General features: G+C 58.0%; 23 protein-coding genes. 8 read left to right on the forward strand and 15 right to left on the reverse strand.

Going from position 1 to position 23,735, the window contains the following annotated elements:
- Nucleotides 1-218 precede the first annotated feature (218 nt).
- The 8 genes from recA to flgB all read right to left on the reverse strand — a co-directional run bounded on the left by recA (nucleotide 219) and on the right by flgB (nucleotide 7,263).
- Complete coding sequence (gene recA / locus K6118_RS07990) at nucleotides 219-1,283, reverse strand: recombinase RecA (protein WP_343269920.1); 1,065 nt, start codon at nucleotides 1,281-1,283, stop codon at nucleotides 219-221.
- Between the two features lie 157 nt (nucleotides 1,284-1,440).
- Nucleotides 1,441-3,840 carry a hybrid sensor histidine kinase/response regulator gene (locus K6118_RS07995; protein ID WP_247119715.1) on the reverse strand — a complete coding sequence of 800 codons (2,400 nt, stop codon included), beginning with the start codon at nucleotides 3,838-3,840 and terminating at the stop codon, nucleotides 1,441-1,443.
- Between the two features lie 57 nt (nucleotides 3,841-3,897).
- On the reverse strand, nucleotides 3,898-4,983 hold the full coding sequence (gene flhB / locus K6118_RS08000) for a flagellar biosynthesis protein FlhB (protein ID WP_247119716.1): 1,086 nt from the start codon (nucleotides 4,981-4,983) through the stop codon (nucleotides 3,898-3,900).
- 4 nt (nucleotides 4,984-4,987) lie between these two features.
- Nucleotides 4,988-5,755 carry a flagellar biosynthetic protein FliR gene (gene fliR / locus K6118_RS08005; protein WP_343269921.1) on the reverse strand — a complete coding sequence of 256 codons (768 nt, stop codon included), beginning with the start codon at nucleotides 5,753-5,755 and terminating at the stop codon, nucleotides 4,988-4,990.
- Nucleotides 5,752-6,018, reverse strand: coding sequence for a flagellar biosynthesis protein FliQ (gene fliQ, locus K6118_RS08010; RefSeq protein WP_247119718.1), 267 nt, complete (start codon nucleotides 6,016-6,018; stop codon nucleotides 5,752-5,754). The genes fliR and fliQ overlap by 4 nt, the downstream gene beginning before the upstream one ends.
- A gap of 26 nt (nucleotides 6,019-6,044) precedes the next feature.
- Complete coding sequence (gene fliE, locus K6118_RS08015) at nucleotides 6,045-6,368, reverse strand: flagellar hook-basal body complex protein FliE (RefSeq protein WP_247119719.1); 324 nt, start codon at nucleotides 6,366-6,368, stop codon at nucleotides 6,045-6,047.
- Nucleotides 6,369-6,379: 11 nt separating this feature from the next.
- Nucleotides 6,380-6,787: a flagellar basal body rod protein FlgC gene (flgC, locus tag K6118_RS08020; protein WP_247119720.1), complete on the reverse strand. Its 408-nt coding sequence runs from the start codon at nucleotides 6,785-6,787 to the stop codon at nucleotides 6,380-6,382.
- 47 nt (nucleotides 6,788-6,834) lie between these two features.
- A complete protein-coding gene (gene flgB, locus K6118_RS08025; protein ID WP_247119721.1) occupies nucleotides 6,835-7,263 on the reverse strand; it encodes a flagellar basal body rod protein FlgB in 429 nt (142 codons plus the stop codon).
- Between the two features lie 152 nt (nucleotides 7,264-7,415).
- On the opposite strand from flgB, the gene K6118_RS08030 reads away from it, so the two are divergent.
- Genes K6118_RS08030 through fliP form a run of 3 tightly spaced genes read left to right on the forward strand, consistent with a single transcriptional unit; the run spans nucleotide 7,416 to nucleotide 8,935 of the window.
- Nucleotides 7,416-7,808, forward strand: coding sequence for an EscU/YscU/HrcU family type III secretion system export apparatus switch protein (locus K6118_RS08030; protein ID WP_247119722.1), 393 nt, complete (start codon nucleotides 7,416-7,418; stop codon nucleotides 7,806-7,808).
- Nucleotides 7,798-8,148 (forward strand): FliO/MopB family protein, encoded by a 351-nt coding sequence (locus K6118_RS08035; protein WP_247119723.1) that lies wholly within the window; start codon nucleotides 7,798-7,800, stop codon nucleotides 8,146-8,148. Before K6118_RS08030 ends, K6118_RS08035 begins: the two co-directional genes overlap by 11 nt.
- Nucleotides 8,135-8,935 carry a flagellar type III secretion system pore protein FliP gene (gene fliP, locus K6118_RS08040; protein ID WP_247119724.1) on the forward strand — a complete coding sequence of 267 codons (801 nt, stop codon included), beginning with the start codon at nucleotides 8,135-8,137 and terminating at the stop codon, nucleotides 8,933-8,935. The genes K6118_RS08035 and fliP overlap by 14 nt, the downstream gene beginning before the upstream one ends.
- A gap of 14 nt (nucleotides 8,936-8,949) precedes the next feature.
- Here the strand turns inward: fliP and K6118_RS08045 are convergent, their stop codons facing one another.
- The 5 genes from K6118_RS08045 to K6118_RS08065 all read right to left on the reverse strand — a co-directional run bounded on the left by K6118_RS08045 (nucleotide 8,950) and on the right by K6118_RS08065 (nucleotide 14,664).
- A complete protein-coding gene (locus K6118_RS08045) occupies nucleotides 8,950-10,020 on the reverse strand; it encodes an SMP-30/gluconolactonase/LRE family protein (RefSeq protein ID WP_343269938.1) in 1,071 nt (356 codons plus the stop codon).
- Nucleotides 10,021-10,030: 10 nt separating this feature from the next.
- Nucleotides 10,031-10,501, reverse strand: coding sequence for a VOC family protein (locus K6118_RS08050; RefSeq protein WP_247119726.1), 471 nt, complete (start codon nucleotides 10,499-10,501; stop codon nucleotides 10,031-10,033).
- Between the two features lie 23 nt (nucleotides 10,502-10,524).
- Nucleotides 10,525-11,547 (reverse strand): M14 family metallopeptidase, encoded by a 1,023-nt coding sequence (locus K6118_RS08055; protein WP_247119727.1) that lies wholly within the window; start codon nucleotides 11,545-11,547, stop codon nucleotides 10,525-10,527.
- The gene (locus K6118_RS08060) at nucleotides 11,544-12,962 is read right to left on the reverse strand and encodes a glutamate-cysteine ligase family protein (protein WP_247119728.1); all 1,419 of its coding nucleotides are present in this window, start codon (nucleotides 12,960-12,962) and stop codon (nucleotides 11,544-11,546) included. The genes K6118_RS08055 and K6118_RS08060 overlap by 4 nt, the downstream gene beginning before the upstream one ends.
- Nucleotides 12,963-13,080: 118 nt before the next feature.
- The gene (locus K6118_RS08065; protein ID WP_247119729.1) at nucleotides 13,081-14,664 is read right to left on the reverse strand and encodes a peptide chain release factor 3; all 1,584 of its coding nucleotides are present in this window, start codon (nucleotides 14,662-14,664) and stop codon (nucleotides 13,081-13,083) included.
- 247 nt (nucleotides 14,665-14,911) lie between these two features.
- On the opposite strand from K6118_RS08065, the gene K6118_RS08070 reads away from it, so the two are divergent.
- The 4 genes from K6118_RS08070 to K6118_RS08085 all read left to right on the forward strand — a co-directional run bounded on the left by K6118_RS08070 (nucleotide 14,912) and on the right by K6118_RS08085 (nucleotide 18,169).
- Nucleotides 14,912-15,781 carry an alpha/beta fold hydrolase gene (locus K6118_RS08070; RefSeq protein WP_247119730.1) on the forward strand — a complete coding sequence of 290 codons (870 nt, stop codon included), beginning with the start codon at nucleotides 14,912-14,914 and terminating at the stop codon, nucleotides 15,779-15,781.
- 391 nt (nucleotides 15,782-16,172) lie between these two features.
- Nucleotides 16,173-16,427: a SemiSWEET family sugar transporter gene (locus tag K6118_RS08075; protein ID WP_247119731.1), complete on the forward strand. Its 255-nt coding sequence runs from the start codon at nucleotides 16,173-16,175 to the stop codon at nucleotides 16,425-16,427.
- Nucleotides 16,428-16,518: 91 nt separating this feature from the next.
- The gene (locus K6118_RS08080; RefSeq protein ID WP_247119732.1) at nucleotides 16,519-17,151 is read left to right on the forward strand and encodes an NUDIX domain-containing protein; all 633 of its coding nucleotides are present in this window, start codon (nucleotides 16,519-16,521) and stop codon (nucleotides 17,149-17,151) included.
- 49 nt (nucleotides 17,152-17,200) lie between these two features.
- The gene (locus K6118_RS08085; protein ID WP_247119733.1) at nucleotides 17,201-18,169 is read left to right on the forward strand and encodes a hypothetical protein; all 969 of its coding nucleotides are present in this window, start codon (nucleotides 17,201-17,203) and stop codon (nucleotides 18,167-18,169) included.
- Between the two features lie 76 nt (nucleotides 18,170-18,245).
- Here the strand turns inward: K6118_RS08085 and K6118_RS08090 are convergent, their stop codons facing one another.
- Nucleotides 18,246-20,459: a S9 family peptidase gene (locus K6118_RS08090; protein WP_247119734.1), complete on the reverse strand. Its 2,214-nt coding sequence runs from the start codon at nucleotides 20,457-20,459 to the stop codon at nucleotides 18,246-18,248.
- A gap of 123 nt (nucleotides 20,460-20,582) precedes the next feature.
- Nucleotides 20,583-21,239 (reverse strand): TetR/AcrR family transcriptional regulator, encoded by a 657-nt coding sequence (locus K6118_RS08095; RefSeq protein ID WP_247119735.1) that lies wholly within the window; start codon nucleotides 21,237-21,239, stop codon nucleotides 20,583-20,585.
- A gap of 171 nt (nucleotides 21,240-21,410) precedes the next feature.
- On the opposite strand from K6118_RS08095, the gene K6118_RS08100 reads away from it, so the two are divergent.
- Nucleotides 21,411-23,675 carry a TonB-dependent receptor gene (locus K6118_RS08100; RefSeq protein WP_247119736.1) on the forward strand — a complete coding sequence of 755 codons (2,265 nt, stop codon included), beginning with the start codon at nucleotides 21,411-21,413 and terminating at the stop codon, nucleotides 23,673-23,675.
- Nucleotides 23,676-23,735 lie beyond the last annotated feature (60 nt).

Here is a 23,735-nt window from a genome sequence, read left to right on the forward strand (position 1 = left end):
GGCTCTTGTAGCGCCCGCCCCCGCCGCTGTCCAGCCTGAGCGCCGCCTATGCCACCGAATTCCCCAGCGCTGTGGCTCCCGCGGCACGACAAGAATGCCCAAATGGCCAAAATTCACCGTCGCGCCAGCAAAAAAGGCGGCCCATACGGACCGCCTTGATCTTTTCGTTCCCGTAGAAGGAACAGCCAACCTTTGGGACAACAGAAGCCCCTTGTGGCTTACTCTTCGGTATCGTCTTCACGGCCTTCCAGCATCGCTTCATTGACAAGGCCGGCATTCTGACGGATCGCGCGTTCGATCTCATTGGCGACATCCGGGTTTTCCTGCAGGAAGCGCTTGGCGTTTTCACGGCCCTGGCCGATCCGCTGGCTGGCATAGCTGTACCAGGAGCCGGACTTTTCAACCACATCGGCCTTCACACCCAGGTCCAGGATTTCGCCCATCTTGGAGACGCCTTCGCCGTACATAATGTCGAATTCCACCTGCTTGAACGGCGGCGCCACCTTGTTCTTCACCACCTTGACCCGGGTGGTGTTACCGACGATCTCGTCCTTTTCCTTGATCGCGCCGGTCCGGCGGATATCCAGGCGGACAGAGGCGTAGAATTTGAGCGCGTTACCACCGGTCGTGGTTTCCGGGCTGCCATACATGACACCGATTTTCATCCGGATCTGGTTGATGAAAATGACGATCGTGTTGGAGCGCGAAATCGACGCCGTCAGTTTCCGGAGCGCCTGGCTCATCAGGCGGGCCTGCAGGCCGACGTGGCTGTCGCCCATCTCGCCTTCAAGTTCGGCCCGCGGCGTCAGCGCGGCAACGGAATCGACGACCAGAATATCAACAGCCCCTGAGCGGACCAGCGTATCGGCAATCTCCAGCGCCTGTTCACCGGTGTCTGGCTGGCTGATCAGGAGTTCATTGAGGTCAACGCCCAGCTTGCGGGCATAGGAGGGGTCAAGCGCATGTTCGGCATCGACAAAAGCCGCAATACCGCCAGCTTTCTGCGCTTCGGCAACAGCATGAAGCGCGAGCGTGGTTTTACCGGAGCTTTCCGGCCCGTAAATTTCGACAATCCGGCCTTTCGGCAGGCCACCGACACCAAGCGCGATATCAAGGTTCAAGGAGCCCGTCGAAATGGTTTCGATATCGACGCTTTCGCGCTGACCGAGCTTCATGACGGAGCCCTTACCAAACGCCCGGTCTATCTGACTGAGCGCGGCTTCAAGCGCTTTGGCTTTGTCCATGGATGTTCCCTTTACCAGTTGTAATTCAGGCATTGCCATTGTCGGGTCTCCTTATTCCACAGGCGGTCATCGCTTGCAATGCAATGTTTTGTACCAGCTTTGTTCTAACCTGACAAGAACAAATATTCCCCTTTTGTTCTCGTGCTGAAATGCGCAGAAAACAGGCCCTTATCCCCAATACTGCAGGGGATGCGCTCTATCCGAGAAGCGTCTTGACCTGCTCGGCAAGGTCCTTGAGCGAGAAAGGTTTCGGCAGGAAGGAAAAGTCATCGTCTTCCAGGTCTTTGCGGAACATGTCCTCGGCATACCCGGAGACGAAGATGACCGGAAGATCAGGCAGGCTTTTGCGGGCTTCCTTCACCAGGGTGGGGCCATCCATATTGGGCATAACCACATCCGAGATCAGGAGGTCGATCGGCTCCTGACTGGTCATCAGGATCTCGAGCCCCGCCTCCCCCGAAGCCGCCTCCAGCACCTTGTAGCCCTTATTCACAAGCGCCCGGCTCGCGAACATGCGCACGGGGTCCTCATCCTCGACAATCAGGATCGTGCCTTTGCCTGTCAGGTCCCGGGCGGGGGCTTCGGGCTTCTGGTCCTCGGGCTTTTCATCCCCCTCGGACGCATGCGCCTTGAAGAACAACAGGAACGTGGTGCCCTTGCCGACCTGGCTTTCAACGAAGACGAAACCGCCGGTCTGTTTGACGATGCCGTAAACGGTGGCGAGCCCCAGGCCGGTGCCCTGCCCCACTTCCTTGGTGGTGAAGAAGGGTTCGAAAATCTTGTTGAGGTTATCCTTCGGGATACCACAGCCGGAGTCTTCCACTTCCACCAGCACATAATCGTCCGGCACAATCACGTCATAGCGTTCCACCAGCGGATGGTCCGGCCCGATCATGCTGGTGCGGATCTCCAGCTTGCCGCCTGAGCCCATGGCGTCGCGTGCGTTGACGGCAAGGTTGATGATCACCTGTTCAAGCTGCCCCTGGTCGACCTTGATCGGCTTCAGGTTCCGGCCGTGCACGACCCTGAGCTCGATATTCTCACCGATCAGACGCCGGATGAGGTTCGAAAGCTCCGCCAGCACGTCCGTCATCATCAGCACCTTGGGGCGGAGCGTCTGCTGGCGCGAGAAGGCGAGAAGCTGCCGGACGAGGTTCGCCGCACGGTTGGCGTTCTGCTTGATCTGGATGATATCGGAGAAGGATTGGTCGCCCGCGTCGTGCCGCACCAGCAGCAGGTCGCAGAAACCGATGATGGCGGTCAGCAGGTTGTTGAAATCGTGCGCCACACCACCGGCAAGCTGGCCGACAGCCTGCATCTTCTGGGCCTGAACGAACTGGCGTTCCAGGCTTTTTTCCTGCGTTGTATCAATAAGATACAGTATCGCGAACTGCTCTTCCCCCCGGGTGATCGAGGAGGAGAAAACCTGCCCTACCCGTTCTGGCTGGGTGTTATAGACCACATCCAAGGGGTGCGAGGCAGGTTTGCCGTCATAGGCAAAGGCGATCTGCTGGCTGAGACCATCCCGGTCATCGACCTTCACGAGCGTGAGTACGGAATCGCCGACCTTGATATTCTTGCCGGAAGGATGGCGCTTGAGCGGCTGGTTGAATTCCTGAACCATGCCTTCCCGGTCGACCACGGCGATCGCCACCGGCGCGGCATCGAAGATCGGGTCGATCAGGAACTGGCGCTCTTCCGGCACCAGGCGGCCGCGGATCTGGTCGAGCCGACGGATAAACCGGTACCGGCCGATATCCCGATCCTTTTCCCGGGTCTTAAGCGGCATATCGATAACATCGACATCGAGCCGCTGCTTTTTGCCGACCAGTAACTGGGTTTGCCCGGCCTTGAGCTGGATACGCCGCGGCAGAGGCGCCTCAGGGTCAAGCTCCAGCCAATCCCTGAGGGTCTTGTTGATATACTGGATACGGCCGTTTGCATCCTCAAGCGAGATACCGCATTCAAGCCGTTCGAACAGCGGATCGCCCCAATCCTCAATCAGCTGGCGCTCATTTTCCAGCCGTTCCACATCGGTCTCGGTGACAACCTGCCACATGGCATATTGGCCAACCCGCCGGCCGGAGATCGAGAATTCGGCAAGGTCCTGCCCCTCCCCAACGCCGCTCAGGCTCATTTTCCCGGTGCCCGACTGGCGAACCGAGGACACCAGGCGCTGCAAGGCATGTTTGGATTCTTCGTCCCCCATCAGGCCAAGCAAACCGCCAGCCCGGCCGCGGACAAGCCGTTCGAACCCGCCATTAGACGCAACAGCCGTCCCGCTGAGGTCGGTGATCAGGAGCGCCCGACGCTCCAGCCCGACAAGGGCCTGCAACAGCTCCCTGTCCAGAAGCTCGCGCCGCCGGATCGGGTCGTCGAGGGTGGAAAGCGATTTGAGAAGCGTGAAAGCGGTCGCGACCAAAACGAGGCTGGCTGCGGCAAGCGCCCCATGAAGCCCCCAGATGATCGCTGCAAGAAAGCCTGCGCCGCCCGCGCCCAACAGCCCGGCAAGCGCCATTGCCATCAGGCGTAGCCCCGTCTTCGCTTCGCTTTCGATAAGCGCATCACGAAACGGTTGCGGCAGACGACTTTCCATAAATTCCTACCCTTGTTTTGAGGAAGCTTAGCGGCCCCTTAAGCCCCTGAAAAGCTTTTATGCCGGCACTTTACCAAGGCCGGCCCGGCGCAGCTTCATGACGTAGCTGATAACCTCAGCCACAGCCTTATACTGTTCCGGCGGGATTTCCTCATCAATCTCGACACTGGCGTGCAGCGCGCGGGCCAGCGGCGGGTTTTCTACGATCGGCACATTATTTTCCTCGGCGATTTCCCGGATCTTGAAAGCGATACCGTCCATCCCTTTAGCAACCAGCTTCGGGACATCCATCTCGCCATGCTTATATTCCAGCGCTACCGCATAGTGGGTCGGGTTGGTAATCACCACATCGGCATTGGGCACCGACGCCATCATGCGCTGACGGGCGCGTTCCATCCGGATTGAGCGGAGCCGCCCCTTGATCTTGGGGTCGCCCTCCGTCTGCTTATACTCATCCTTGACCTCTTGCTTGGTCATGCGGAGTTTCTTGATGAACTGATATTTCTGATAGGCGTAATCGAGGCCCGCGATCACGGTCATCACCATGACCACCCCGAGAAGGAGCTTGATGCAGATGGTCTTGATCAGGTGCAAGGCGTCCGGCATTGACAGCAACATCACCGTATCGAGCCGGCCCCGTTCGGGATAGACGATAACGGCGATCACACTGGCCACCGTCACCAGCTTCGCGCTGATCTTGAAAAACTCGACACCCTTCTGCATGGAGAACATGCGCTTAGCCCCAGCCATGGGCGATATCTTTTTCAGGCTGGGTTTGACCTTTTCTAACGAAAAGACCCCCTTGTGCTGGATACGGTTGGAGATGACCCCCGACACCATGAAAGCAAAAAGCGGGATGACGAGAACCAGCAGAACTTCCTGCAGAATACCGATGAGCGGATGGAAAAGGCCACTCTGATCAATATCATAGGCGTTGAGCTTACCCAGATAGGCCTGGAACGGCACAGCGATATGAAGGGCGATATAGTCGCTTGTCGAGGCGACCAAAAGCGCAGCCGTGGCCAGCAGGAACCAGGTCTTGAGTTCCTGGCTTTGGGCGACTTCCCCTTTCTCCAGCGCGTCCTGAAGTTTTTTGGGGGTGGGTTCTTCAGTTTTTTGTGACTGGTCGTCGTCTTCTGCCATGCTCTTACCCCACGAAGTCGACTAAGTGCTGACCGAAGCGGTCGAGGAACACGTTAATGATGGTGCCTAACAACATCATCATCAGCGCAAACCCGAAGAACAGGTTGACCGGCATCCCCACGAAGAACACCTGGAACCCCTGGATCATGCGGGAAATAAGGCCAAGCCCGACATAATAGACAAAGCCATACACAATGAACGGCATGGCAAGCTGGACCCCGAGCATGAAAGCCCAGGAGACATAATGCACTGTCACGGTGGCGAAATCCGCATAGGGCACGGACATGCCCACCGGGAATTTCTGGTAGCTGTTGACCATGCCCATGATCAGAAGGTGATGCATGTTCGTCACCACAATCATGGTCACGGCCATGAGGGTCATGAAAGTAGAAATCAGCGCGCTTTGCGAGCCCTGGCTCGGGTCAAAGCTTTGCGCCGCGGACAAGCCTGTCGTGAAGGCGATCAACGAGCCTGCCGTGTGGGTGGCCGTCAAAAGGATGCGGGTAACCAGCCCCATCATCAGCCCGATCGTAAGCTCACGGATAAAAAGCGCCGCCAGTTCTATGACACTGGCCGGCATCGGCGGCAGGATATTCTTGATTGTGGGGTAAATGACCAGGGACAGCGCAAGGGCGAAGGCCACGCGCGTACGCCGCGGCACCGAATGGTCCCCCAGGACGGGCATGACCATGACAAGGGCCGCCAATCTTACTGTAATCAGCAGAAAGCCAAAGGCCTCGGCAGGGAGAATCCGCCCAAGCACGCCGCTCACCCGCCGCTGATGATGTGCTCGCTAATTCGTCCCATGAACGCACTCAGGATACGGCCCATATAAGGAAGCGAAAACAGAAGCATCGTGAAAATAGCCAGGATTTTCGGCACAAAGGTCAGGGTCATTTCCTGCAATTGCGTAATCGCCTGGAAAAAAGCGATCACAAGGCCCACGACCATGCCGACCGCCATGATTGGCCCGCACACGAGCAACATGGTCTGCACGGCATCGCGTCCTACTTCTAGAACTTCCGGGCCTGTCATAGAACGTCCCCCAACCGAAACACGGGTTAGATCGGCATCTTGAGGATGTCGTTATAAGCGCTGATAACCTTGTCGCGAACACTGACGACGGTCTGGACGACCATCTCGGCATTGGAAACGGCCGTTACCACATCGACCATGTCGGCCTTATCGGTGAGGGCCCTGGCACCCGTCAATTCAGACGTGGCGGTTGCTTTGGTCACATCCCCCATCGCATCTTCGATCAGCGACGAGAAAGCCGAGCCTTCACCCTTGCCATCCACACCCTCACGCGGGGCTGCGCCGCCTTTGTCGAGCTGGCGCGTCGCCTGGGAATATGCGTTTACGGCATCAAGTTGTTTTACGTTCATCTAACCCCCTCCTAGCGCAACAGATCGAGCGTCATGGTCATCATGCGCCGCGATGCTTCAAGAGCGTTCAGGTTGGATTGATAGCTCCGCTGGGCCTGGCGCATATCCATAATCTCGATAAGACCATTGACGTTGGAGGTCTTGATATAGCCTGAGGCATCGGCCGCCGGGTTACCGGGGTCATACTTCTTGCCGAAGGCTTTCTTGTCATACTGGATGCCGGTCGCCTTGACGACATTGACCCTATCCGCCCGGTCAAGCTCGTTCTGGAAGGTCACGATCTTGCGGCGATAGGGGTCTGCGCCCGGTTCGGTTGCAACGGAATCCTGGTTGGCGATGTTTTCGGAAATCACCCGCATCCGCACGGATTGCGCCCGAAGGCCCGCCGCGGATGCGATCATCGCTTTTTGAAGGTCCATGTGCCTGTTCCTTTACGCTGGCTCAAGCCGGCGGGTTAGCAATTCTACTAGCCGCCTCGTCCGAGGGCTATCTTCAACAGCCCCATATTCTTTTTATAAAGATTGACCGCAACACCATATTTCATCTGGTTGTCGGCCACTTTCATCATCTGCTCTTCAAGAACGACAGTGTTCCCGGTCGGCGATTCGTCCTCAATTTTGCTTTGAATAACATGGGAGTCACCGGCCATACCGCCATTCAGGGACATGTGTCCCGGCTCGGTCACCCTAAGCGCGACATGGGATACTGACCCCTTGCTGCTGCTACCGGAAAGGTTATCCACAAGGCCGGAAAAGTCCTGCTTTGACAGTTCTTTGGCCTTATAGCCGGGCGTATCTGCGTTCGCCACGTTCTCGCTGAGAACGGTCTGGTTCTGGTTCAACCACCGCATACGCTGCCTGAGCGCTGCCATAATCGGAATATTGTTAAAATCCATTGGCCTGCCTGTCCTGGGACCTATCACAACCTTTTCGCACGAACCATAACATGACCCGAATCAGGTTAACAAGTTGCAAACATAAAACGTTTTTCCAAACACGAACATGGCGCCACTTGCAATTTCGGATCAACTGTCGCTCAATGGTCGCCATGAATGACACCAACGACATCCCTACCCCAACAACCAAGGCGGTTGCCGTCAAGCGTGGAGCAGACTCCGACACGCCGCGCATTACCGCCAAGGGGCATGGGTATGTTGCCGAGAAAATCCTCGACATCGCATTCGCCGAAGGCGTGAAAGTTCGTCAGGACAAGGACCTGACAGACCTTCTGGACGCCTTCGAGGTCGAAAGCCCCGTGCCCCTGGAAGCCCTCCAAGCGGTATCGATGATCCTCGAACGCGTCTATAACGAGAACAGCAAGATGGAAGCTGCGGCCGGTTCTGAGGACCAGACCAAGCAGTATGGAACCACGGGTAGACCTCCGCTCACAACCCCTCTTGCCAAGCCTTCCCCGGAGGACGGAAACAGCAATGATCAGTGATATTTTCAACGCCATTGCCGCTTTGGCCTTCGTCCTTGCGCTGATGGGTTTCCTCGTCTGGATGCTGAAACGGAGCGGCCTTGTCCCCGGCCAAACACCCAGGCTGGCAAAAGGTGCGAAGAAACAAATCACCATCCTTGAAACCCGGGCACTCGATGCCCGCAACAGACTTGTCATTGTGCGCTGGCGCGGGCACGAGTATCTTCTCGGCAGCGGCGCGAACGGCGTTACCATGATCGGAACCGAAGAGAGTGACTTTGAAAAACTGCTCGACACAGGAGATGGGGCCAATGACGCCCCGAAAAGCCCTAACAAGGATGATGGCGATGCAACTGCCTAGCTTGCGGTTCCACAAGAAGCTCGTCCTCAGGACCTTTTTCCTGCTGCTGCCGGTGTTCCTCGCGTTCGTGATCGCCGGCACCGGCTCTGCGATGGCCCAGTCGCTCAATCTCGACCTCGGCCAGGGCAGCACGCTTTCCGGCCGTGTGGTCCAGACAATCCTGCTGCTGACCGTCCTCAGCCTCGCCCCGAGCATTCTGGTGATGATGACCAGCTTCACCCGGATGGTGATCGTCTTCTCCTTGCTCAGAAGTGCGATGGGCACGCAGCAGACGCCGCCGAACATCGTGCTGATCTCCCTGTCGCTGTTCCTGACCGCCTATGTGATGTCGCCGACACTCACGCAAGCCTGGCATGACGGCGTCCAGCCGCTCATCAACCAGGAAATCGACCAGAACGAAGCGTATGAGCGCGCGTCCGTGCCGTTCCGCAACTTCATGCTGGCGCAGGTGCGCGACAAGGACCTGGAACTGTTCATCAATCTTGCGGGCAACAGCAAGGACGTCACCCCGGCCACGGTGCCGATGACCACCCTCGTCCCCGCCTTCATGATCAGCGAACTCAGGCGCGCGTTCGAGATCGGCTTCCTGCTTTACGTGCCGTTCATCGTGATCGACATGGTCGTCGCCTCCATCCTGATGTCGATGGGCATGATGATGCTGCCGCCGGTCATGATCGCCATGCCGTTCAAGCTGATTTTCTTCGTGCTGGTGGATGGCTGGAACCTGGTTGCAGGCTCGCTGGTGCAAAGCTTCGGCACGGCGCCGCCACCGGGTGTCGGTGGCTGACGCCTGTTTTTTCCTCAATAGCCGGAAACTTTGAGCCGCACGATCTGCGGCGCGTCAAGGCTGCCGAGATAGAGCGTATCCCCAACCTGCGTGGCTGAGGTGATCATATAGACCGGATTGCCGTCACCGTCGTGGAACACCTCTTTCACCCGGCCCTGTTCATCAAGGGCGACGACGATGCCTTCCTTGATCGCCGAGGGCTGCATCCACACAGGCAGCTTGGAAATGACTTTCTTGAGCCAGGGCTTGGGATGGGCATCATCCATCACCGGGTTGCGCGGGGACGGGATGGCGAGCCAGAAGGTGCCATGGCCGTTCGAGGAAATACCGTCCGGGAAGCCCGGCAGGTTATCGGCGAATATATCGTGCGTCCCCGCCTTGTCGCCCTTCAGCCAATAGCGGCTGACCCGGTAGCGCCCGGTTTCATTGACCAGAACGAAGCTCTCATCCGCCGAGAGCGCAACACCGTTGGCGAAATAAAGCCCATCCAGCAGCTTGGTGGCCACCCCGGTTGCGGGATCATAGACCAGAAGCCGGCCATGGCCGCGCGCTTCCAGAAGATCGAGCCGGTAATCCGGCTGGCTGTAGGTGTCGCTGGCATCGGAAAAATAAATCTTGCCGTCCGAGGCGATGGCCAGGTCATCGGTGAAGCGGAACGGGCGGCCGCCCTCGCCCGCGCTCAAAACCGTTGCCTTTCCGTCCGGCGCCACACTGAGAAGGCCCTTATAAGCGTCACAGACGATCAGGTTGCCGGCAGCATCGAATGCCATGCCAAGCGGGCGTCCGCCCTGGATGGTGGCGAAGGTTTCCTGCGTGCCGTCCTTGAGGATACGAATGATCCGGCCATCCTGCAGCCCGCCATAGATGCGGCCATCATTATCGAGCGCAACGGTTTCCGGCCCCGTGCCATCCTTGATTTTGATGACCTCGGCCTTCTCCAGCTTGTCATTGGGGGCGAAAACACCGACAAACCCCGCGGATTTAGGCGGCGTCCAGGCCACTGGGTCTATCTTCGCAGGCGCAAGCCACAGCCAGGCGCCAAACAGCACAATGACAGCCAGCGCAAGCGCCAGCAGACGTTTCAGCCAAACCATCTTATTCCCCCTTCTCTTCGCTTCCCCATTCGATACCCGGCTCATGGTCGGGCTCATGGATTGGCGGTTCACCCTTTTGTTCCCACAGTTCGATCTTGGTACCTTCCGGGTCCATGATCCAGGCGAAACGCCCGTAATCATATTCCTCGACCTCACCGATCTGCTCCACGCCCGCGGCCTGCAGCCGTTTCAGGAGCGCATCAAGCCCCCGAACCCGCAGGTTGATCATGTAATCCTTGCCGGAGGGGCGGAAATAGTCGCTGTCCTTACGGAACGGCCCCCAAACCAGATAGCCTGCCTTCTTGGGGTCGTCATCTTCGCGGAACAGGAAGCTGGCACCGATCCCGTCATAGGGAAAGCCCAGCTTCTTCTGATACCAGCTGGCAAGGGCTTCGCGGTCCCGGCATTTGAAAAATATGCCGCCCACGCCGGTGACGATGCCGTCTTTTTCCGCCCGATCGTTTTCCGCCATGTCTCTCCCCCTTACACCATGGGTCAGGCTGGCAAGTGTGCCACGCCAAGTTGTTCCATAACATAAAAAACACAGTCCTGCCGGATCACCCGGGCATCCGGCGTCGCCATTGAGGGGATGATATCCTCCCGCAGGATCAGCAGCCCGTTCCGCAAATCGAACAGGCTATCCGTGATGTCATTCCCATTCTCATCGGTGACGTAAACCGGCATATCCTCGCCTTTCACCGAAGCAAGCACACTCCCGCTCGGCATCCGGCCAAAATTGAAATGGTCGATATCCTGCCGGAAGGAAATATCCGTATCGTCCGGGTCGAAGCCGATCGATAAGCCCGGCTTAACTTTAACCACGGCCACCGTGTGCAGAAGCCCTATATCCCCCGACGCAATGGGATGATCCGGAATATGATGAAGCCGCAAACAGGCTTCGAGATAATCAACCGCATGTTTGTGCGCGCTAGCATCGCCCACCTGCCCGCATTCCAGCGTAACCGCCGGACAATGGTCCGCCATGGCGATGGACTGCACCCCACGCGGTTCGGTAAAATAGACGGTCGTGCGCGAAAACAGTGCCGCCAGATGCAGGTACGGCGTTTCCAGCTTATTGATGCAGCCATAATGCGGGTTGCGGCCCGTGTTATTGTGGATATCGACGCTGGCGAACAGCGGCTCAGCCGTTACCCGCTTCACTACCTCCTGCATGAGCGCGATCTCTGGCAAGCCGGTCATCGGCGTATGGGGCCAAACGCGGTTATAGTCCGCCTGTCCAGGCAGGAACCGAAGGCCTTCTGCTGCAGCGTCCACATTCCCCAGGAACAGCCATAGGCTGCGCGGCATCCCCGCCTCAATGTGGCGCCTGAGCACATCGCGCACGGCCTCAAACCCCGTGGTTTCATTGCCGTGGAGCAAGGTGGAGACAAAAAGCGCCGGTTCCCGCGCGCCCTTGAGATAGAAGAGCGACGGCCCACCGAGCAGGTCCTTCAACCCCGTGACAGGCACGGTCCAAAACCCGTCGGGGATGGTCTCAAATGTCTTGAGCTCGGTCATAAATCCCACTCATGAACCGGCGTCCCGGTTGCCTGCCGCTCAAGGTAAGCCGCTAACAGATCAGCCATCGAGGCCTGATGCTTGGCCACATAGGCGCGCTGCCACGCTGCGCCGTTCTGGCCGGTTTTAACCCGCGCCTCAATGATACCGAGGTAGGTTTTGATATCCCCGCCATCGACGCCGTATGCCTTGAGCCCTTCCTCTGCGAGCGGCAGGAATTCATCCAGGATAACGCGGTCGATCGGACGGCCATCGGTATGTTCCCAGCGGATCTGCGCCCGGAGGCCATGCTTGGCCGCCATATAGAAATTGTCGCGCGTGGTGAAGAACTGCGCGCGCCGGTGCGGCGGGGTTTCATGGTCCGCGAAGCTTTTCACCAAGCCGTAATAGAAGGCGGCATTGGCCATCGAATCCGCGATCGTCGGCCCCGCGGGGAGCACACGCTGTTCCAGCCGGAAGTGCGGCTTGCCGTCATCGTCCCAGCCGACAAGTGGCCTGTTCCAACGCCAGATGGTCCCGTTCTGGAGCCTCAGGTGATCCAGCTTCGTCGTCGGCCGGTCGCTGATTTGCGGCAGCAAAACCGGATAGCGCTGTCGGTTGGCGACAAACACTTCGGACAGATATTTCTCCAGATAACGCACGCCGAAGGTGACACGTTCGGCATAATCCCAATCCCCGACGGAGACAGCCTGTTCGAACAGGGGAATCCGCGTTTCGTCCCACAGGTCCTTGCCGAACAGGAAGGGGGAATTGGCGCCTGCGGCGATCAAGGGAGCGCTGGCGAGCTTGGAAGCATTATAATAGGTCGCGCCCTGCCCGTCCGGCACCTTGAGGTGGATCTGGAAGGATGTGGCCGCGGCTTCCAGCATCACATCCATATGCACGCTTTCAAGCCGGTCCCGCCCCTCGATATCCAGCTTGATCGGCTTACCCTTTCGCAGGCGGAAAACCTGTTCATTCAAGGCCTTATAGCGCCTGGACTTGGACATGTTCGCGGGGCACAGGTCCTCATCCGCCACAGTTGGCAGGATGCCGATCATGGCGATATCGAGCCCCATGCCGCGGGCGGTCAGGCACGCATCCTGCCATAGGGCATCGAGCTTGGCGTGAATGTCCGAAAGGCCCTTCCCGGTCAGCTCCGCCGGATCGCCGTTGAATTCGATATTGAAGGCGGACAGTTCCGGCACGATGAGCGGATTATCCATCTTCTCCAGGAATTCCTGGTTCCGGGGGGCCGGATGCATTCCGGCATCCACAAGCCAGGCTTCCACCTCGAACCCCGCGGTTATCGGCGCACCAGACAGGGCGCCCTCGCGCTCCCACGCCTCCACAAGGTCCGTCTCCTCCAGGAGACGTTCGACGAACATACCAAAGTCTTCATCGCTGAAGGTTGAACGGTTCAGTTCCTTGCCCATGATGCTCTCCGCCTTGATCCCCCTTGAATGGTGGGGAAGACGGGGGCAGGACGCAACAAATAAATCGGCCGCGGACAGATGCCCACGGCCGAATATACGCTTCGGAAAAGAGGCCTATTTAGTAGACTTCTTCCTTGGTTTTCAAAAACTTGAGGCTCGGGAAGGTTTCCTTGGCCTTATCCAGGTGCCAGTTATTGCGGGCGAGATAAACCGGGGCACCGGCATGGTCCACAGCCATGGAAGCGCGGTTCTGGTCGGTGAATTGCTTCACTTCACGGGGATCGCCCTCAATCCATTCCGCCGTCATCAGTGTCGTCGGCTCAAACCGGCACGGGATCTGATATTCGGTGCGGATACGGTCCGCCAGCACGTCGAACTGCAGCGGGCCGACCACACCGACAACCCAGTCGCTGCCCAGCGTCGGCTTGAAGACACGGGCAGCGCCCTCTTCTGCCAACTGCTCCAGCGCGCGGCCAAGGTGTTTGGCCTTCATCGGATCATCCGCCCGCACCTTCTGCAGGATTTCCGGGGCGAACGACGGTACGCCGGTGAAGTGCAGCTCTTCCCCTTCGGTCAGCGTATCGCCGATCCGTAGGTTGCCGTGGTTCGGGATACCGATGATATCGCCCGCGTAAGCTTCTTCCGCGACTTCACGGTCCTGCGCCAGGAACAGCTGGGCGTTATGGATCGCCATGATCTTGCCGCTGCGGATATGCTTGAGCTTGATCCCCTTGCGGAACCGGCCAGAAACCAGCCGCACAAAGGCGATACGGTCCCGGTGTTTGGGGTCCATATTGGCCTGGATCTTAAAGACGAAGGCCGCGACCTTGTCTTCCTTGGGCTCGACCGCACGTTCGATCGCTTTGCCGGGCCGGGGTTTCGGCGCGAAGTCACCCAGTCCGCGCAGGATTTCCTGCACCCCGAAATTGTTGATGGCGGAGCCAAAATAGACCGGCGTCTGCGTGCCTTCGAGATACGCCTCCAGGTCGAAGGCCGGGCAGAGTTCCCGGACCATTTCAACATCGGCGCGCAGCTTCTCAAGCGCGTAATCCGGCAGCATCTCCGCCAGCTTGGGATCGTCGAGCCCTTCGCATTTGATGCCTTCGGAAACAGCATCCCCCTTGCCGCGATCGAACATGATCAGCTGGTCATGGATCAGGTCGTAACAGCCAAGGAAGTCCCGGCCCATGCCAATCGGCCAGCTAGCGGGGGAGACATCCAGCGCCAGCGTCTGCTCGATTTCATCGAGGAGTTCGAACGGGTCCTTGGTTTCCCGGTCCATCTTGTTGATGAAGGTGGTGATCGGCATATCGCGCAGACGGCAGACTTCAAACAGCTTGCGGGTCTGCGCCTCGATACCCTTGGCGGCATCGAGCACCATCACGGCACTATCGACCGCCGACAGCGTCCGGTAGGTATCTTCCGAGAAGTCTTCGTGGCCCGGTGTATCGAGCAGGTTGAAGGTATGGCCCTGATAATCGAAGGTCATCACCGACGAGGCCACGGAAATACCGCGTTCCTGCTCCACCTTCATCCAGTCCGAGCGTGCCCGGCGGCGTTCCCCGCGCGCCTTCACTTCACCGGCCAACTGGATGGCACCACCGAACAAAAGCAGTTTTTCGGTCAGCGTGGTTTTACCGGCGTCCGGGTGCGAGATGATCGCAAAAGTGCGGCGTTTATCAATTTCCTCGGCGAGAGCCATGGGGTTTGCATCTTCCTGATAAGCAAATGAATTGGCTGCGCACCCTAGCGATTTTTCGCCTAATTGGAAGAGAAAATGCCCAAAGCCCTGCGGGAACCGTTGCTTTCGCGCAACATTCGCGCGCAATTAAGTATTAAATAGATTAAAGTTAATTGATCATTAAGGTTAATAAGTGTTAAGGGCGCAAAAAAATCATCAGGCAAATAAATATACATAGTATTAACAACTCTACTTTTAGGAGAGTACCGTGTCTAGTTTACACAGTTTGCCCAATGAAAGCGCCTTCCACTGTTTTTCCTATGAAGGCTTTCCGATCCACGTGAAGGAATACTCGCGCGGCCTTACAGAAAAACCACTGGTGTTCATCGGCGGCGCCTTTCAAAACATTCAACAAATTGAAAAGGTTAGCCTCGCACTCGCCAAAGAAAGCTGGGTTATCGCCGTCGATACCCCCGGCAATGGCGACACCGGCGTCCTGCCCTATAGCTATGATTTCGAGTTCATTTGCCGCGCCATTCACAGCGCCATCAAAAAGCTCGGCATCGACTGCGTCAATGTGCTGGGATGTAGCTATGGTAGTATCGTTGCCATGCGCTATGCCCAGATGTATCTGGGGGTCGACAAACTGATCCTCGGGTCGGCGATGGAACAACTGCCCCGCCACCTGGAATATGAGTTCAACCTGCTTCTGTTCCTACTGAAATGGAACCGCATGGAAGAATTCGCCGACGGCTTCACCAACTTGCTGACGAACCCGGACTTCCGCGAAACCAACCGCCTGTGCCGCCTGACTGCCGACAAGCTTCGGCATGCCCTCGTCAATGCCAGCACCGGCATGAAGGAACAGTTCAAGCACAACACCATGCGTATCCTGAAGCATGGCCACACGGATTTGGCCCTGATGCCCGATGTCGACGCTACGGTCTTCACCGGCGAGCATGACCATTTCCTGCCGGTAAGCGCCAACCAGCGCGTTGCCGCTTCCTTCAAACGCAGCCGTTTCATCTCCATCCCGGACGCCGACCATATGTTCCATGTCGAACAGTTCCGGGCGACGGTCCAAACCATTTTAAGCGGCCTCAAAGATGAAGACGACAAGCTGGAGCTCGCAGCCTAACGGCAGGAGTAGGTCAGCTAAGGTCCCCAGAGGCAAAAACCGGGATGCAGAACAGCCTGCATCCCGGTCTTAATTTAAACCCGGTGGTCCGAAAAGGGCTAGGGAGGGAGGGAAAAAGCCTCTTCCCGAACCGGCCGGGCTTTACTCATGACATACGACACTCCTAGGAAGCATCGAGGTGCAGGAGGGCTGCTGAACCTCCCGCAAGAGTTATTAGACCAAGTAGTCCAGTTATTATTTCCGGCAAGGTATCTGCCGCATTTTTTTTGAAAAAAATGCGGCACCCCCATTTCTGCTATGCCCTTTCCTGCCCCGATGCTACATATCTGCATAACTGCGGTTGAGCGTTAGCGGCTTGATGGAACCGCCCCCTATATTCGGAGATAACCCCTTGTCGCTGATCACTTTTATTGGCCTGACCGCCGGAAGCCTGACAACCATCGCCTTCATCCCACAAGCTGTCCGCGCCTGGCGCACGCGGTCGACCAAGGATGTGTCCTTCGCCATGTTCGCCATCATGTTCACCGGCATCGTCATGTGGCTTGTCTATGGCCTCGCGCGCGGCGATGTGCCCTTAATCGCCGCCAATTCTGTGACGCTTGTCCTCGCCGCCTCCATCCTGATTGCCAAGATCAAGTTCGGGTAACCCCTGCCGACGGCACCTCGCTGCCGACTTCACACATCCCCAGGCAAAACGTTGAACTGAAGAACAGTCAACCATTCGCACGGGGACCACGATGACCAGTTATGCCTTCACCATGCCTTTTGCCGTGGACACCAAGGCTGCCCATGTGGTTCTGGTGCAGCGGCAATTGATCCAGAAACGCCAAGCCGGCAAGTCGGTCAAAGGCATCATCCCGGAATGGGCCGGACAGTGGGGCCTGGTGGGCGGCCCGATCGGCCAGAATGAAACGCCGGAAGCTGCAGCTATCCGGACCTTTCACGAACAAACAGGCCTGGATCTTACCGACAGCGATGTCGGGTCGAATTTCCTGCTGCAGAACCGCTCCATGATCAACCTCAAAACCGAGAACTACGCCACCTTTAGCGTGCAATGTATCTTCACGACCATGGCGGCGCTTAGCCTGCTTCAAACTGTCATCACCGATGTGATCGGCACAACACAGGTTTCTGAAGGCACACTCGCAGGCGCGAAGGTGCTTTCCATGAGCGACGCGCGCAATAAGATCGGCGCCACCCCAGTCCCAAGCGGTGGCTGGAAGGATGTGGTCATCCGCGAATATTTCGACGGCAAATCACCAGGGCAACTGAACACGGAAATAGACACTCTCACGAGCGACCTCACCACGGCCGCCGCACAAGACACCAGCTATTTCACCACCGCGCTCAGCGACAAGGAAACCCAATGATACCCCGTCTTCACCCCCGTCCCCCGCACCAGATTAAAAGGACAGCATCATGCCGATTCTGACGATCATCTTAGGCATCGGGGCGGGCCTGACCGCCCTGGGCATCTTCGGCACCGCCATCTATTGCTGCTTTTTCCAGAATGCCCCGGAGGAGGACGACAGAGGCGTATATAGATGCCTCGATGGCGATCCCAATTTCGCGCCGGGCGTCCAGCAGATTGCCGACTGGGCAAACTCACCCGGGGGCCTGACCATCAACAATCAGGTCCTTGGTGTCCTGAACCATGGCAATGTACTTGCCTTCTCCAACAGGTTTCACACCACGCTTGCCCAGAACAATCTGTGGACGTGGTCGCCGGTGGACCGGGGCAACTATTATGACCTTCTCGATGGCGTATTGGACCGCGGTGAGTGCAATCTCCCTGCGCACGCACTGCGCGGTCTGCTGCGCTTCGCCATGCCGTACGGCTTCAACCAAGCAGAAAACAATTTTGCCGTAAACGAATATACCGGCACCTATCACCAAGGCTTCATTGCCACGCACACAAACCAGGTGATGGGATTGTCTGCCAACACCTGGCGCCCCAACGGGACTGCGGCCGGTTTCTATAACTGGGAAAACCACAAGACACTTGTGTATAACAACCAGTATTACGATCCAAGCTATGGCACCAGCCAAGGCGGTCTGGGCTACTATGCCAATGAAGCAGATATGGCCGTCGCCCAAATTCGCGGCAGCGTCAACTTCAACCAGGACCAGTTTGTCGGGATTTATGTCCTCGGCGTGCTGAAAACCGATGATGCTGCGCCCCTGGCCCACAAAGGCTTTTACGTTGCCTGCGCACGCAGCACCATCGATGGCCACCTTGCGGTCGATGCCGATGAATATAATGGCAACCAAGCCGGCTTCACGGTCGCCTACATCGGCCCCTACTCACCGGGGGTAAATGGCACAGCCAATAACAATTTCAATTTCGACAATACGGTCGATTACCTGAACGGCGTGGTGCTGCAATAAGCCCCCAAGTTCCCGCAAAGAAAAGGGCGGCAGCCGCATGGCTCCGCCCTTCCCTGTTTTCAGCTTATGACGAGGGTCAGTTGCCCAGCGTGCGCTCGAAGAAGCTGAGCGCCATGTGCCACAGGTGCTTGCGCGCCGCCTCACCGTGGATGCCGTGCTTCTTGCCCGGATAGGTCATCAGCTCGAACGGCTTGCCCTTGTTCTGCAGGGTCGCCATCAGCTTGACCGAATTGTCGAAGAAGACATTGTCGTCCGCCATGCCGTGCATCAGCAGAAGCTTGCCTTTGAAATTGTCGACATAATCGAACACGCTCGATTTCTTGTAAACGTCCCCGGGGGCTGACGGCAGGCCAAGGTAACGTTCGGTATAGGCCGTGTCATAAAGCCGCCAGTCGGTCACCGGGGCGACCGCCACACCGGCCTTGAACACATCCGGCGCCTTGAAGAGGTTCATCAGTGTCATGTAGCCGCCGTAGGACCAGCCCCAGATACCGACCCGGTCGCCATCGATATAAGGCTGGGTCTTGAGGAAGTTGACGCCCGCGACCTGGTCCGCCACCTCGACCGTGCCCATGGCGTGCTTGATATGGCCTTCGAACTTCAGGCCCCGGTTCCACATGCCGCGGTTGTCCAGCACCATGACGACAAAGCCGTTGGCGGCCAGAATGTCATTGAAGTCGACCGACCAGGCGTATTTCACGCGCTGGCCATGCGGGCCGCCATAAGGTGCCATGATCGCCGGGTACTTTTTCCCGGCTTTCATGTCATGGGGCAGATACAGGCGGTAATAAAGCGTGGTGCCGTCATCGGCCGTGATGGTGCCGAACTCTTCCTTCGCCCGGCTCGCCAAATAGGGATGGAACGGGTGGCTATCATCCAGCTTGTTTTCCAGAACGGCCGCCAGCGTCTTGCCGTCCTTGAGCGAACGGACCATCACCTGCGGCGGCTGGTCGGGGCTCGAGAATTTGTCGATGAAGACCTTGTCGCCCACCTCGGCTTCGTGCCAGCCTTTTTCCTGCGTTATACGCGTGATCGAGCCGTCTTTGTCCCGACGGTAGAGATGCTCCTCGACCGGTGTATCCTTAAAGCCTGAGAAATAGACGGCGCCGGTGTCCTCATCATATTTTTCAAGCGACCCAACGACCCATTTGCCCGAGGTCAGAGCCTCCGCCTTGCCCGAGGCGAGGTCATACCGGTACAAATGCTTGTATCCCGTCCGTTCGCTGCCCCAGATCATCGCTTTGCCACCGTCGATGAATTTCAGGTCGTTGTTCAGATTGACCCAGACATCCGATTTTTCAGTCAGGAAAGTCTTCTGCGACGTGCCGTCGGCATCCGCGAACACGAGGTCCAACTGGTCTTGCAGACGGTTAAGGCGCTGGTATGCGACATGCTGACTGTCCGGCAGCCAATTCACCCGCGCGAGATAGATATCCTTGTCCGGCCCCAGGTCGATCCATTTGACCGCCTTGTCGTGAACACCGACAACACCGAGGCGGACAGCCACGTTCGCGCTGCCCGCTTCAGGGTAGCGCTGTTTCTTCGTGACCACGCTGCCATCGGGCTGGACCTCATACCGGTCCTTCAGGAGGACGCCGGATTCGTCATATTGCTCGAACGCGATCTTGCTTTCATCCGGGGACCACCAGTAGCCGGTGAAACGGTCCAGCTCTTCCTGCGCGGCAAACTCGGCCATGCCGTTGGCGACCGTATCGCTGGCGCCTGTGGTCAGCCGCATTTCCTTACCGGTCGCGACATCGACGGCATAAAGCTCACGGTCGCGGATGAAGGAAACATAGTGCCCCTTGGGGCTGAATTTGATGTCGGTTTCATACTGCGGGGTTTTGGTCAGGCGTTTGACCTTGCCGTCAAGCGGCAGCACATAAACGTCCCCGCCCAAGGGAAACAGCAGCATCTTGGCATCAGCCGACCAGAAATAATCGACGATGCCGGATTTCCCCGCGATCGTGCGGTTGCGCTCCCGCCGGTTTTTCTCTTCCTCGCTCAGCTTTTCCGAGCCGCCTTCAAGCAGGCTGGCTGAATCGACCAGAAGCGAGGACTTACCGGTCGCGACGTCGAATTCCCACAAATCAAGCTGGTTTTTTTTGTCCTTCTTGCCGCGCAGAAACGTGATGCGCTTGCCGTCCGGCGACATCTTGAGCCCCTGAACGGCCGGGCCGTCGATGCTCGGGCTCGCCACAAGCCGGTCAATGGTCAGGTTTTCTGCGGAAACCGCTGTCGTCAGCCCCGAGGCTATCATCAGCCCCGCAGCGATAGCTGCTTTTTTCATAGCCACCCTCATTAAAATACTGTGATGCCGCCCCCAGCGGCCCTACCGGACCTGCCTAGCAAATTTGACGGGAGGCGCCCAGTCACATATTCGAGCGTCAACTATTCAGTCGGATAAGATGGCTTATTTTTTCTCGCAGAGTTCGCGGAAACCGGCGGCGACGAAGGGCACCATGCGCTTGTAGGCGCCGAGCATGTCGTCGGAATGAATGGCCCCGTTCGAGAGATGGTCGATCCGGCCCGTGCGCGCGAAGGTGAGCGTGAGCGCGCCTGAAAGGAAATGATAGCTCCAGTAGAGGTTGGCCGGGTCCGCATCCGGCAAGGCTTTTTTGAGCGCGTCCATGAAGCGCCGGACAAGCGGGTCAAAATATTTGGTCATCAGCTGACCGCCCCATTCGGTGGAGCTGTTCACCTGGCCGATCAGTTCGAAATAATGCCGCCAGCCTTCGTCATCCTCATAGCCATGCGCCAGCATCGGGTTCAGGAAGGCATCGATGATCTCTTCAACCGTCGGTCCATCAGGGCCTGCATTGGCCTGGCATTCCTCCAGCGCGGCCTGTCGGGCTTCGTTCAAAACCTCGGCACGGCGGAGGAGTACGGCATCAAAAAGCCCCTGTTTGCTGCCGAAATGGTAGCTCGCCAGCGCCAGGTCCACCTTGGCGCGTTCAGCCACCATACGCATGGAAACGCCGTCGAACCCGTGGCGGGCCAACAGGGCTTCGGCGGCATCAAGAATACGCTCTTTACGGCTTTGGCGCTTTTTCTTTTCTGGCTCAGCCAATGGCTCCCCCTCCTGAACAACGCCCCCTTTTAGCCCATGGAAGCCCTTGGGGACAATGCCTATTCGTTCAAATTTCAATGACCGTTGAATTTTTGCGTTGACTTTTCAACGATTGTTGAATTTACTTAATGCCAAGGTCTACGATTCAACCAAAACCCTGGGGAGGGAAATATGAAATCCAGACGGACCCTTTGCGCTGCCCTATTGGCAAGCGTGTGTACCACCAGCCTTGCCATCACCATGCCGGCGATGGCCCAAGACAAAAAAGCCGACGCAAAAAAAGCCGACACGGTCGGTCTTGAGGAAATTCAGGTTACGGCCCGCCGCCGGACTGAACGCCTTCAGGACGTCCCGATCGCGGTTTCGGCTTATTCCGCCGACAAACTGGCCCTGAGGGGTGCAACCGACATCACGGACATCGCCCAGGTCGCGCCGAGCGTGACGCTGGAGCCGTCGCGCGCCACCAACTCCACCCTCACCGCCTTCATCCGCGGCGTCGGCCAGCAGGATCCGCTCGCCGGGTTCGAGCCAGGCGTGGCGCTTTATGTTGATGACGTCTATATGGCCCGCCCGCAGGGTGCGCTTCTCGATATTTACGATATCGAGCGCATCGAAGTGCTGCGTGGCCCGCAGGGGACGCTCTATGGCCGGAACGCGGTCGGCGGTGCCATCAAATATGTCACCAAGAAACTGCCCGACCATGCAGAGCTTGGCATCAAGGCCTCCTACGGCAGCTACAACCAGATCGACGGCATCATCAAGGCTTCGACGCCCTTGGGAGACAAGGTTCGTGTGGGGGCGACGGTCGCCAGCCTCAACCGGGACGGCTTCGGTCATAACCTGACCACCGGCCAGGACCAGTATAACAAGGATATTCTGGCCGCCCGCGCCAGCATCGAAATCCTGCCGAGCGACAGCGTCTTTATCCGCATCGCCGGCGACTATACCGACGACAAGTCCAATTCGGTTGCGGGCCACCGCCCCTACCCTGGTGCCCTGAGCGGCACGCCGGTCCTGAGCAATGTCTATGACACCTATGCCGGGGCCACGCTCACGACCGCCAACACCAAAATCCACGGCAACAACGAGATCAAGGCCAAGGGCATCCATGGCTCGATCGAGTGGGAAGCCAGCGACGCGGTAACCCTGAAATCCATCACCGCCTACCGGACCGACTATACCGAATCCGTGATCGACTTCGACAGCCTCGCGGTGGACGATTTCGACGCCCCGGTCATCTATGACAACAGCCAGTTCAGCCAGGAACTGCAGATGCAGTACCACAGCAGCAAGCTCAATGGCGTTGTCGGCTTCTTCTACCTGGATGCCTCCGCCTCGAACGACTTTGACGTTGTCCTCGGCCAGTTGGTCGGCGGGCTTGGCGTCACCGCCTATACCGGCGGCACGGTCGATACCAAAGCCTGGTCGCTGTTCGCGGACATGACCTACGATTTCAACGAGAACCTGTCCCTGTCGCTTGGTGGCCGATACACCAACGATAAACGCTCGGCTGACATTTACCGCGCCAACTATCTTGGCAAGGGCTCGCCGGTGTTCGGAAACGACAGTGCTACCCTCCTGGCTGTTACCAGTGACTTCCAGGCGGCGCGCACCTTCAAGAACTTCTCGCCGCGGATCGCGCTCGACTATAAGCTCAGCGACAATTCCAAGGTCTATGTCTCCTTCAGCCGCGGCTTCAAGGCCGGCAGCTTCGACCCGCGTGGCGCCAACTTCTCGTCGCCAGACGTGGCAAAGGGCTTCGCCCCGGAAATCCTCGACAGCTATGAAGCAGGCCTTAAAGCCACCTGGCTGGACGGCCGGGCGCGCACCAACATCGCGCTCTTCTATAGCGACTATAAGGACATGCAGATCCCGGGGTCGCTGCCGATTGACAGCAACGGTGACGGCATCAACGACGGCTTCGTCGGCACCGTAACCAACGCCGGTCGGGCCCACATCAAGGGGATCGAATTTGAAGGCGAGTTCCTGCTGAACGAAAACCTGACCTTCCAGGGCACCTTCAACCTGCTTGATCCGAAGATCACGGAGTGGATGCTGAACGGCGTCAACGTTGCGAACCAGCGTTACATCCAGAACACGCCGAAGTTCATGTCCTACGCGGGGCTGACCTATACGATCCCGCTGGACTCCGGCACCATCAGCCTCAACGGCAACTGGTCGCACAAGAGCTCGATCGTGCAGTTCGAAACCCCGGTTCCGGAAATTGACCAGAAAGCCTATGACATCGCGAACGCCAGCATCGTCTGGACCGCGGAAGACAAGCGCTGGTCTGTCGGTATCCACGGCAAGAACCTGTTCGATACCCGGTACAAGACCTCGGGCTACAACTTCCCGACCCTGGGCCTTGAGAATAACATCACTGCCTTCTATGGCGCACCGCTTACCGTTACTGGTACGGTCACCTATAACTTCTGATAACCCCCAAGGTTGTCCGGGGGAGAGCGAACGCCGCTCTCCCCACCAACAAGTCCCAAC

Origin of the sequence: Kordiimonas marina, from assembly GCF_023006325.1 — a bacterium.
Lineage (GTDB): Bacteria > Pseudomonadota > Alphaproteobacteria > Sphingomonadales > Kordiimonadaceae > Kordiimonas > Kordiimonas marina.

Excerpts from the sequence above, each read along its gene's own strand:
- K6118_RS08080 (WP_247119732.1), top strand. The coding sequence starts at position 16,519 with ATGACCAGTTATGCCTTCACCATGCCTTTTGCCGTGGACACCAAGGCT.
- recA (WP_343269920.1), bottom strand. The coding sequence starts at position 1,283 with ATGGCAATGCCTGAATTACAACTGGTAAAGGGAACATCCATGGACAAA.
- flhB (WP_247119716.1), bottom strand. The coding sequence starts at position 4,983 with ATGGCAGAAGACGACGACCAGTCACAAAAAACTGAAGAACCCACCCCC.
- K6118_RS08060 (WP_247119728.1), bottom strand. The coding sequence starts at position 12,962 with ATGGGCAAGGAACTGAACCGTTCAACCTTCAGCGATGAAGACTTTGGT.
- K6118_RS08090 (WP_247119734.1), bottom strand. The coding sequence starts at position 20,459 with ATGAAAAAAGCAGCTATCGCTGCGGGGCTGATGATAGCCTCGGGGCTG.
- K6118_RS08035 (WP_247119723.1), top strand. The coding sequence starts at position 7,798 with ATGATCAGTGATATTTTCAACGCCATTGCCGCTTTGGCCTTCGTCCTT.
- fliE (WP_247119719.1), bottom strand. The coding sequence starts at position 6,368 with ATGAACGTAAAACAACTTGATGCCGTAAACGCATATTCCCAGGCGACG.
- K6118_RS07995 (WP_247119715.1), bottom strand. The coding sequence starts at position 3,840 with ATGGAAAGTCGTCTGCCGCAACCGTTTCGTGATGCGCTTATCGAAAGC.
- flgB (WP_247119721.1), bottom strand. The coding sequence starts at position 7,263 with ATGGATTTTAACAATATTCCGATTATGGCAGCGCTCAGGCAGCGTATG.
- fliQ (WP_247119718.1), bottom strand. The coding sequence starts at position 6,018 with ATGACAGGCCCGGAAGTTCTAGAAGTAGGACGCGATGCCGTGCAGACC.
- K6118_RS08055 (WP_247119727.1), bottom strand. The coding sequence starts at position 11,547 with ATGACCGAGCTCAAGACATTTGAGACCATCCCCGACGGGTTTTGGACC.
- K6118_RS08030 (WP_247119722.1), top strand. The coding sequence starts at position 7,416 with ATGAATGACACCAACGACATCCCTACCCCAACAACCAAGGCGGTTGCC.
- K6118_RS08065 (WP_247119729.1), bottom strand. The coding sequence starts at position 14,664 with ATGGCTCTCGCCGAGGAAATTGATAAACGCCGCACTTTTGCGATCATC.
- K6118_RS08100 (WP_247119736.1), top strand. The coding sequence starts at position 21,411 with ATGAAATCCAGACGGACCCTTTGCGCTGCCCTATTGGCAAGCGTGTGT.
- fliP (WP_247119724.1), top strand. The coding sequence starts at position 8,135 with ATGCAACTGCCTAGCTTGCGGTTCCACAAGAAGCTCGTCCTCAGGACC.
- K6118_RS08050 (WP_247119726.1), bottom strand. The coding sequence starts at position 10,501 with ATGGCGGAAAACGATCGGGCGGAAAAAGACGGCATCGTCACCGGCGTG.
- flgC (WP_247119720.1), bottom strand. The coding sequence starts at position 6,787 with ATGGACCTTCAAAAAGCGATGATCGCATCCGCGGCGGGCCTTCGGGCG.
- K6118_RS08085 (WP_247119733.1), top strand. The coding sequence starts at position 17,201 with ATGCCGATTCTGACGATCATCTTAGGCATCGGGGCGGGCCTGACCGCC.